Origin of the sequence: Mycoplasmopsis primatum ATCC 25948 (assembly GCF_000702785.1) — a bacterium.
Classification (GTDB): Bacteria; Bacillota_I; Bacilli_A; order Mycoplasmatales; family Metamycoplasmataceae; genus Mycoplasmopsis; species Mycoplasmopsis primatum.
This window is the reverse complement of the sequence record NZ_JNJV01000037.1, coordinates 1-7,053: the sequence shown is the minus strand read 5'-3', so window position 1 is coordinate 7,053 and position 7,053 is coordinate 1. Positions and strand designations below refer to the sequence as shown.

Here is a 7,053-nt window from a genome sequence, read left to right as displayed (position 1 = left end):
TCAATACATTGTGGATTTTTTGCTTCCAAAGATTCTAGGTTACCTAATGAAACTATTTTTTTATATCCTTTTCCATAACCAGCAGAAGTAGCAACAAAAACATAATAGCTTTGATTATTTCTACTTCCATTTTTTGTTTTCATAATATATAAAGATTTACTCATAACACCTAAATTATATCATAAATGGTATATAATGTATAGATAAAAATATTTTTTTCTATATTACTTAAGTAATATAGGACATTAAAAAAGTTGCTAAATTAATTAGCAACTCGGAAACTCAGGAAAATAAGTTTAAATAATTACATTATTTACCTATAAAACAGCCAAATAATAAAAAAACAGGCTTGCCTGTTTTTTTCATTTTGCTATAGTTCGTGTTTTACAACTACATTTTTTGTAAAAGTATCGTGGCTATATGATTTAAGATCTCTTTTACCAAATGGATTGGTTGAAGTTACAAATGGTTCAACGCTAATTAATTGCATATATTTAATTAATGACTCTATTAAATCTCCACCTTCATAAATTGATTTAGCTTTTGTAGGATTTTTAACATAGTCAAGCATTGTATAGCCATCTCCACCTACTAAGATAAAGTCATTAGTTACAATATAATAATCTTTATTTACATCGATAGCTTTATCATTAATTTTAATGCTTGCTTCATCAATTTCATATGTTCTTTTGCCATCGGTTTCTGATTTTAAATTTATATTGGCTTTAACATTACTTGAATATTGAGCAAAAGCACCTGCAAAAGTTTTTAATGCTCCATGCTTCATTACTTCAAGTAAAGTGCTTCCTTTAACAGCGACAGCTGCAATTCTATTACCAAATGGTGCTATGCCTAAAATGTCACCTTTTGTAATCTTTTTGCCTTTTTCTAGGTTTGCACGCAAACCACCACCATTGAATAAACCTATAACATTGTCAAGAGTATATTCAACAGTTTTACCTTCTACCTTAGGATTATTTTCAATGAAATCTCACGCAATGGCATCAGATGAAAACATTCCTAAGTTAGTTTGATTAGTTCTTCCTAATCAAGCAACTGTTTCTTTTCCATTTGAATTTTTCACTTTAAATTCATCAGTGTGTCTAAATTCAATTGGTGAATTTTTAAGAACTGTTACACTATAAATTTTGTCAAATTCAACTTTTAAATCATCAATATATTTTTTAATTTCTTGGTTTTTGATTTCTCTACCGCCAAGTAATTCAATTTCTTCAATTGGTCTTAATTTTTGGTTAATATTCAAAACTTCACCGCTTTTTGTATCCAAAGTAATATCTAATTCACTTAAATATTTTGTGTAGCATTCAGTTTGTGTCAAATATACGCTTTCACTATTCTTAGATTTTTCAACAGGCACAAGTGTATGCGAGTGTCCATCTAAAACTAAATCAACATTTTTAATTTTGTTAGCAAAAGTTCTTGAGTCTCAATTTGTATCAGGTCTGTCAACACCTAAGTGTGTTAGAGCGATCACAAAATTAACACCTTTTTCTTTTAATTCAAGAGCAGCTTTATTACCTGATTCGACAGGATCTAAAAATTTAACATTTACTGAGTTCTTTGGATTTGAAGTTCATTGAGTATCAGGAGTTGTAATTCCCATAATACCAACTTTGATGCCTGAATCTAGTTCTTTAATAATATAAGGTTCAAAAACTCTTTCGCCTTCAATTGCGTCTTTACCAGCAAGAGTTTTCACCTTTTCATCAGCAGCTTTTTTATTTCAAACAACATTTGCTGATAAAAATGGCATCCCTTCTGTTGCTTTTTGAATATTAAATAAATGTTCTAAACCATAGTCAAATTCATGGTTTCCAACAGCTACGGCATGATAACCCATAGCTTTTGTAACTTTTGAAATTGTCATACCTTTATCTGAATCAGATAATGGAAGACCTTGAATTAAGTCACCAGCAGATAACAACAAGTCCCTATCAAAATCAGCACCGATAATTTCAGCTATGCTTTGCATTCCTGAGTAATTATTATATTTTCCATCATCAAATAATAATCTACCGTGTTCATCATTAGTATGAAAAACTTTAATTAATTGTTGACTAGCTCCTTTTTGTGCCTTTTTTAGAGCTAAATATTTTTCATTAGCTTCTTTTCTTAAATCCTTTAATATAGGAGTTCGGGTTTTAACTCAAGAGTTTCTTTCTTCTTCTAATTTTTCAATTTTAGCTTTATCCTCTTCGGAATTAATAGCTTTCTTTTTAGCCTTTAATTCTTTAACATCTTTTTCTAATGCCTCATTAAAAGATTTGTAAGCATTTTCATAAGCTATTTTAGCTTCTTTTAGTGTATCTTTTACTTCATCATTGTTATTGTCTTTATTATTTTTATTACAACTAGCAGCAATAAGTGTGAGCGGCGCTAAAACCGAAACACTACCAAGACTTAATCATAATTTACGTTTCATATAACCTTTATAACCTCTCATAATAACTTAAAAAGCACATAAACTTATTAGCTAATAAATTTAAGTACTTGCAATAAATAATATCTAGTTATGTTTATGTTGAGATAAAAAGGCAAAAATTTTCACATTATAGGAAAATTTAAAATTTGTGCAAAATACAAAAACTCGCAAGTTTGTTGCGAGTTCAAAATTATAGAATTAGTTTAATTAATCATCATTTTTAACTTGAATATTACGTCTTTTAATAATTTCATCAGAAATATTTTTAGGACATTTTTCATAGTGATGGAATTGCATTTGGTAATTACCTCTACCAGCAGTCATACTACGTAAGTCAGTAGCATAACCAAACATTTCGCTAAGAGGTGTTAAACAACGTAAAATATGAGCACCATCGTTTCTTAATTCACTTTCTTGGATTTGACCACGACGACGTGTAATATCACCCATAACATCTCCATAATAATCATCAGGAATAATAACAGAAACGTCCATAATAGGTTCTAATAATACAGTACCTACTAAATCTTTAGCTTTGGTTAATGCTTTAGATGCTGCTATTTTATAGGCTAATTCAGAAGAGTCGACATCATGGTATGAACCATCAAATAATGTAGCTTTAATATCAATCATTGGATAACCAGCCAATATACCACCAGCCATTTTGTCTTCAAGACCTTTTTGGATTGGTTTAATATATTCCTTAGGAATTTTACCACCAACAATTTTGTCAACAAATTCAAAACCTTTGTCTGGATTTGGCTCAAACTTAATTCAAACGTGGCCATATTGACCTTTACCACCAGATTGTTTAATATGTTTACCTTCAACATCTGCTGTCTTAGTAATTGTTTCACGGTATGAAACTTGTGGAGCTCCAACTTTAGCTTTAACACCATGTTCTCTTTTAAGACGGTCAACAATAATATCAAGGTGTAATTCACCCATACCAGCAATTATGGTTTGTCCAGTTTCTTCATCAGTATAGGTTCTAAATGTAGGGTCTTCAGCAGCTAATTTTTGCAAACCAAGAGCAAGTTTTTCCATAGCATCCTTGCTTTCTGGTTCAAGTGCCTGTGAAATAACAGGTTCTGGGAATACCATTTTTTCAAGCACAATTTCAGGAGCTTTGTCAGCAATTAATGTATCACCAGTAGTTGTACTTTTAAGTCCAACAGCAGCCACAATATCACCTGTATCAGCTTCATCAATTTCATTACGTGAATTAGCATGCATTTGAATTAAACGGCCAATTCTTTCTTTTGTGCCTTTGGTTGAGTTAGTTACATAACTACCTTTGGTAAGTACACCAGCATATACTCTTATAAATGTTAATGAACCAACAAATGGGTCAGTCATAACTTTAAATGCAAGTCCGGTAAATGGGTAATCATCAGAAGCTGGAACTTCTATAATTTCTTCACCTTTATGCGCTTTTGTAGGTGGAATATCAAGTGGTGAAGGTAAATAATCAACAACAGCGTCGATCATTTTTTTAACACCTTTATTTTTAAAACTTGTTCCACAAACAGCAGGAAAGAATTCTGCTGTTAAAGTAGCTATACGAATCATTTTCTTAAGTTCATCGATCGAAGGTTCAACACCATCAAGCACTTTAAGCATAAATTCTTCATCGTAAGTAGCAACTGCTTCAATTAATTCTTGTCTTTTTTCTTTTGCTAATTCTTGTAAATCAAAAGGAATTTCTATTTCTTTTGGATTTTCCTCAGGTTTACCATCATATTCATAGGCTTTCATTTCAACTAAGTCGACTAACCCAGTGAAATTACTTTCAGCACCAATAGGGATTTGGATAGCAACAGCATTAGCATTTAATCTGTCTTTTACAGATTTAACAGAAGCAAAGAAATCGGCTCCTGCTTTATCCATTTTATTAATGTAAATAAGTCTTGGAACTCTATATGTTGTAGCTTGTCTTCAAACTGTTTCAGTTTGAGGTTCAACACCAGATTGTGCATCAAGTACTGTAACAGCACCATCAAGCACACGAAGTGAACGTTCCACTTCTACTGTAAAGTCAACGTGACCTGGAGTGTCAATAATATTAATTTTCTTGCCTTTTCAAAAAGCAGTTGTGGCGGCTGAGGTAATAGTAATACCACGTTCTTGTTCCTGAACCATTCAGTCCATTTGTGAAGCACCATCATGTGTTTCACCTAATTTATGAATTTTACCTGTGTGCAATAAAATTCTTTCAGTTGTTGTTGTTTTCCCTGCATCAATGTGGGCCATAATACCAATATTACGGTAATCTTCTAATTTATGTTTTCTTGTTGTAGCCATAATTAACCTTTAATCATTAGTGAATAATTATCATCTAAAATGAGCAAAAGCACGGTTAGCTTCAGCCATTTTATGAGTATCTTCACGTTTTTTAATAGCTCCACCAGTTTTATTTGATGCATCAATAATTTCATTAGCAAGTTTAACTTCCATTGTTTTTTCATTTCTTAAACGAGCATATTGAACTATTCATCTAAGTGACAATGTTTGTTTTCTTCTTGCTGAAACTTCTGTAGGTACTTGGTAGTTAGTACCACCAATTCTTCTTGTTCTAACTTCTAATTGTGGTGTAACGTTTTCAATTGCAGCCTGAAAAACTTCAATAGGATCTTTTTGAGTCTTTTCCTTAATAATTTTAAAAGCTGAATATAAGATATCTTGTGCCAATGATTTTTTACCATCTAACATAATGGTGTTAATTAATTTAGTAACTAATACAGAATTAAAAACTGGATCTGCAAGTACTTCTCTAATAGGAGCGCTGTGTTTTCTTGACATAATTCCTTTTTCCTTTCTTAATTCCTAAAAATTATTTCTTTTCTTTCTTGGCACCGTATAGACTACGACCTTGTTTACGGTTAGCAACACCAGCTAAATCTTGTGTTCCACGAACTATATGATATCTTACACCAGGAAGGTCTTTAACCCTTCCACCACGAATTAAAACAACAGAGTGTTCTTGAAGGTTGTGTCCTTCGCCACCAATGTAGGCAGTAATTTCCATTCCATTAGATAACTTAACACGCGCATATTTACGAGATGCTGAGTTAGGTTTCTTAGGAGTCATGGTAGCAACCCTTGTACATACACCACGTTTAAATGGTGATGGTAGCTTACGAGCTGTTTTAGTTAAAAGGTTGTAATTTAAATTCAATGCAGGAGCATTTTGTTTGCGAATCTTATCAACCCTACCATTTGTAACTAATTGATTTGTTGTAGGCATTTGTTTCCTTTCTTTAAATATAATAAATGTCCTAAAATTAACCTTATAAAATAATAAAAGGTTTTTCAATTATATAACAACTTTGCCGTGTGTTTCATTTTTTTATTTTTTTATTGAAAAAGTGGCAAATTTATCAATTATAAAAATGATCAAAATAATATAACTATTAATAATTATTTTGACATGCAATAAATCTATTTTTGGTCTACTTTATTCTTTTGTTCTGACAACACTAACTCTGGTTAAGCCACTCTTTCGTGTGTTAAATTGATATTTGGTTGATGAATTATCATAATCAAAATCAGGGTTACCCACGGTTGAATTAGCTAATTGAAAAATAAATTTAACAAATTGTTCGTAATCAGAAGAATCAGACCATGAAATAATTTTGACACGTAATTTTGGCAATCTAGATATTCAACTAACTAATTTCGTTGCACGTTTTGCCTGATGAATGCCAGCTTGATTATTCATTATTAATGCTTGCATAAACTCTTGATCATGCAATGCTAGATTAAGTCTTTGCTCTATTTCTGATTTTGTAATTTTTCCGTGATTAAATAAAAAATATTTATTAAGACTAATATCTTTTAAAATAGGATCTATTTTATCCTCATGTAAAACATAATGAGAATAGGCAAATATTCTCCTTAATATAATTGCTAAATCACTACTATCTAAAGAATAAGCATCTCCTGTTTTATAAAAACCTCCATATGGTCCTATAATTTTCTCTACTGAAAATTTTTTATTTTTAGCAGTAAAAAATAACCTAATAAATACTTCTTCTTGACCATCACTAACCTTAGGTTCTAATGTATATTTGAAGTCAACTTTTTTGATTAATTCAATAAACTTTTGATTATATTCTTCTTTAAATTCTATCTCTTCGACACTGTAATTTGATGCCCTATAATGTCTTATATTTTTAAGCACAAATGAATCTATTGATAGTGAATTAGCAAAGTCTTCAACTTGTTTATTGTGTTTGAGAATACTATAAAAACCAGTAATTTTTAGATTTTTACTATATGAGCATTTATTTATTTTATCAGCTAAGATAACCTTTATATCCAAATCGCCATTTTGATCATCTGTCAAAACTATTTCAGTTTGGCTAATTATAAGGTTAGCATTGATTGATAATAATGGAGAGTCTTTTTTTAATTGAATGTTGCCTACATTATATTCACTTGGTGATAAATCCGAATCAACATTAATTTTTAAATCCTCAATAGTTAAACTATCACACAAGGCATCAAACTGTTTTGTAGAATAGAACTTATTTATAGACAAATTAGCAACTTTTGATGACTCTTTATGATCATATTTAAGCTTAAATGAAATATTTTTTATGCCATTT

5 protein-coding genes are annotated in these 7,053 nt (G+C 30.6%); all 5 read right to left on the bottom strand.

From position 1 onward, the window contains the following. Window positions 1-370 precede the first annotated feature (370 nt). Window positions 371-2,443, bottom strand: coding sequence for a bifunctional metallophosphatase/5'-nucleotidase (locus T386_RS0103770; protein WP_029513800.1), 2,073 nt, complete (start codon window positions 2,441-2,443; stop codon window positions 371-373). Window positions 2,444-2,650: 207 nt separating this feature from the next. After that, window positions 2,651-4,747: an elongation factor G gene (gene fusA / locus T386_RS0103765; RefSeq protein WP_029513799.1), complete on the bottom strand. Its 2,097-nt coding sequence runs from the start codon at window positions 4,745-4,747 to the stop codon at window positions 2,651-2,653. A 27-nt stretch (window positions 4,748-4,774) separates the two neighbouring features. Further along, window positions 4,775-5,245: a 30S ribosomal protein S7 gene (gene rpsG / locus T386_RS0103760; RefSeq protein WP_029513798.1), complete on the bottom strand. Its 471-nt coding sequence runs from the start codon at window positions 5,243-5,245 to the stop codon at window positions 4,775-4,777. 31 nt (window positions 5,246-5,276) lie between these two features. Continuing rightward, window positions 5,277-5,690: a 30S ribosomal protein S12 gene (gene rpsL / locus T386_RS0103755; RefSeq protein ID WP_029513797.1), complete on the bottom strand. Its 414-nt coding sequence runs from the start codon at window positions 5,688-5,690 to the stop codon at window positions 5,277-5,279. 210 nt (window positions 5,691-5,900) lie between these two features. Beyond that, on the bottom strand, window positions 5,901-7,053 hold a 1,153-nt coding region (locus tag T386_RS04360; RefSeq protein WP_036460088.1), incomplete at its 5' end, for a lipoprotein 17-related variable surface protein.